The following is a 2,996-nucleotide window of genomic DNA, read 5'->3' on the forward strand; positions in this document are numbered from 1 at the left end:
CCGTGATGCAGGACGTTAGACATTGGGGAACCGTCACGATCGGAACGGGTTTCGGGAACGTTCGCTTTACCAACCGGACGTCAGCAGCATCCGGAAAAACCAAGGCCTGAGGCGATTTAGTCCTGTTGCGATGCGCGCTTGTGCTGCGCGGCCGTTAAATGACCAGGTGGCTCAAGCTGTCCTCATCCGTCGTGCCGTCCTGGTATAAATGGATTATTTGGATCGCCAAATGATCGCGGTCGTAGTCGCTCGTGATACGCTTTGCCGCACACACACGATCGAATACCCGCTGGCAGATGGCAACGTCTGCTTCTTGCATTGGCTTCTCGCTCGCACTGATACGCACTTGAAACATCACATGGACCTGTTCTGAGATCGAAAGGAGACCGGCAAGGCCGCAAAGAACCGCCGGCGCGGGCCAGGTGTCATTTGCGAGAGGAAACCGGCTCAAGGGGAGGAGCCGGAGCCGGTTGCCGATAGGATGCGACAAGGCCCGTCTCTTGAGGGAGGAGGCGAGCCCGGCCGCACTTAGCACAACGGAGTGATTCTCAGCCCCCGTTGCACTGGGCGGATCGTACAGTGTTCAAGACAGGGCCGTCGAGTCCATCATGACGAGATCACCACGCGATCCGTCCGTTAAACATGCAGCACGATCGAAAGTTCCCTGTGCGAAAGCGTGCAAAGAATTCTGCGCTTGGAAGGTATGAGCGATACTGATGCCGCAAAATTGGCGCTTCGGCGGCACTTGCCACTGGCATAACGATCGTCTTGCTGCGCGTGATCGCCCTGACTTTTCGCACTTTACCTTCGGCGTTCGTCCTGGCGCAGATGCCGTTGGTCTCGCCATAGACGCCAACTCCAACCATTAATACGCCCTCGGGGATGGAGAGGCGAAATGACTATCGCGTCGCCTTGCATTGGATGTTCTTGTCGGCGCCTTCAGCAGTTGCAACGATCGCTTCTTCGATTTCGAGACAAAGGCCTACAGGGAAATTCCGATAGGCGTCGAGTATGGCAATCGCTGTTCCCGCGGGCGTTTGGATTTTCGCAAACCAACTCCGAGGTCGGCCCATGCTCATTATCTTCGGTGGTCTGCCCGGCAGTGGAAAGCAAGTCCGGTCCTCTGCTTGTTTGCCCTTCGGCGGAACTGCCACCTGCTGGGAATTGCTTGCCGCAAGACATTCCCGCGTACACGACATCAAGCGGCCAGATTTCAATGGAACCATCGCAACGGTTGGAGTGTTAGGTATTGGATCCGCGTAGCGGGGGCTGCCAACTCCAGTTCACACCGCCACCTGCTAGAGCGATCGTCCGAGTGCCGCAGGACTACGGTCCCCTCCACGCTGCGGCACGTGATGCGACAGGCCTCGCCTTTCTTCTCAGTCTGGCGGCGCTTGCCGCATCTGTATACGCCCAGCTGATGCTTCCGACATGAATCTCCATCCAATCGGACGGCCATGCGATCAATCAGTGACGTTGTAAATTGTTTCCCTCTCTGAGACAGGGGCATCAGCATGAGAGCGAAGGAGAAAGGATAATGCACCGAGCCGCAAGAATTCCTGATGTCATTTCACACGACGAACATATCGTCACCGCCAAGGAGGCGTTGGAGGGTCTCTATCTGAAGCTCGAGCAGGAGTTGGAAGTGCGTTTAGTCGCGGCCGCGTTGCGCGCCGGTTGGCAGGCTGACGAAGCCATGGAGGCGATCGCTCAGCTTCGCAACGAGGACTTGGCGAACTTTGAAGCACGCAGCCGGCTGCGAGCGGAGGAAAACAACCGCCATCGGATTTGATGCCGTTGGCTCAGGTTCACAGTTTGAGGCCGCGGCCCGTTGTCAAGAAAATGCCCCACCGGCTGGGCATCTCCGCCGGACGGGTAACGGCCGAGTTTTCGCCACCCAAGCATGCTTATTCCGAAACCTCGCTTTGCTTACCGATCAAGCGCGCATAGTCTGCAAATTCCGGGTTTTCACCTCTTTCCGCGGCCTCGTTGGCCAGAAGCAGAAGCCGGATCGGGAAAACCACACTTTTTCGGTTGGAATCGGACAGCTGAGGCAAGTTACCCGCGCTGACACCTGCTTCCGCCTCAGTCAGCGCGGCGCAAACATCTGAGTGGCTGATGATGCCCTTTTCGACCATCATTTTATTCATTGCTACCAGGGCCATGTAGAGTCCCTCTAACTGCAGATTGGCGGTATTCAAATCGGTCCCTTTCAGTCAGAGTTGAACTTATACCATAGGATTTCCTGGTCCGACGTACCCGGCGAGATTTGCAGGGATTTTCACCCTGGCTTCGCATCAGAAGAACCGACCAAGCCGATGTCTGTTCCGCCAGAACGGCCGCAGACTTTGGTCTGCAACGCCGCTTGTCCCAGATTTCACTTATTGAAGGACAGCCATCTTCACAGCAAAGGAGGAGCGATGGAGCAGAGTGATTTTAATCCAGCGCCAAAATGGAGATGGTATTGCGCCGCGTTTAAGACGGGCGACGAATGCATAATAATCAGAATTTCAGGGCAGTGTGCGCTTTCGCACAAACTCCGTGTCGATCGGAACACATTTTTTCATGGATCATTTTCCAGTTACCAAATGGAGAATGAAACCGTGAATTCACAACCCATTCGGCCCACGCCACAAGAGCAAATTGTTTCCCTTGTTCCTGCACTTCGAGCCTTCGCTCGCCAATTTGTTCGCAATGGGAGTGACATTGATGATCTCGTGCAGGAGGCTGTCGCCAAAGCACTGGCGCACGTAGACCGATTCGAGCCTCGCGGCCCCGACGCGATGAAATCGTGGCTGTTTACCATCATGCGCAACACTTTCCTCACGCAGTACAAATCTCAGAAGCGTTCGCCTATCGGCTCGGTCGATGATCTGGCCAGCTTAGAGGTGCCCATTCACTCGAATCAGGAAATGGCGCTGTTTGCGAACGACGTCCGGGCGGCCCTGAAGAACCTCCCTGTGAAACACCGAAAGGCTCTTATCTACGTTGCTTGG

Annotated in this window: 3 protein-coding genes; 2 read left to right on the forward strand and 1 reads right to left on the reverse strand. The window is 55.6% G+C overall.

What is annotated here, in order from left to right; translation table 11 throughout:
- Positions 1–1,537: 1,537 nt before the first annotated feature.
- Positions 1,538–1,792 (forward strand): hypothetical protein, encoded by a 255-nt coding sequence (locus tag BN1800_RS39185; protein ID WP_087006274.1) that lies wholly within the window; start codon positions 1,538–1,540, stop codon positions 1,790–1,792.
- A gap of 115 nt (positions 1,793–1,907) precedes the next feature.
- On the opposite strand, the gene BN1800_RS39190 is transcribed toward BN1800_RS39185, so the two are convergent.
- Entirely contained in the window at positions 1,908–2,165 is a 258-nt protein-coding gene (locus BN1800_RS39190; protein ID WP_244564826.1) for a hypothetical protein, read from the reverse strand.
- Between the two features lie 255 nt (positions 2,166–2,420).
- Between BN1800_RS39190 and BN1800_RS41080 the strand changes: the two genes are divergently transcribed.
- A partial coding sequence (locus BN1800_RS41080) for a sigma-70 family RNA polymerase sigma factor (protein WP_179214031.1) occupies positions 2,421–2,996 on the forward strand: 576 nt, incomplete at its 3' end.

Source organism: Rhizobium sullae, assembly GCF_900169785.1.
Classification (GTDB): Bacteria; Pseudomonadota; Alphaproteobacteria; order Rhizobiales; family Rhizobiaceae; genus Rhizobium; species Rhizobium sullae.

Excerpts from the sequence above, each read along its gene's own strand:
- BN1800_RS39190 (WP_244564826.1), bottom strand. The coding sequence starts at position 2,165 with ATGGCCCTGGTAGCAATGAATAAAATGATGGTCGAAAAGGGCATCATC.
- BN1800_RS39185 (WP_087006274.1), top strand. The coding sequence starts at position 1,538 with ATGCACCGAGCCGCAAGAATTCCTGATGTCATTTCACACGACGAACAT.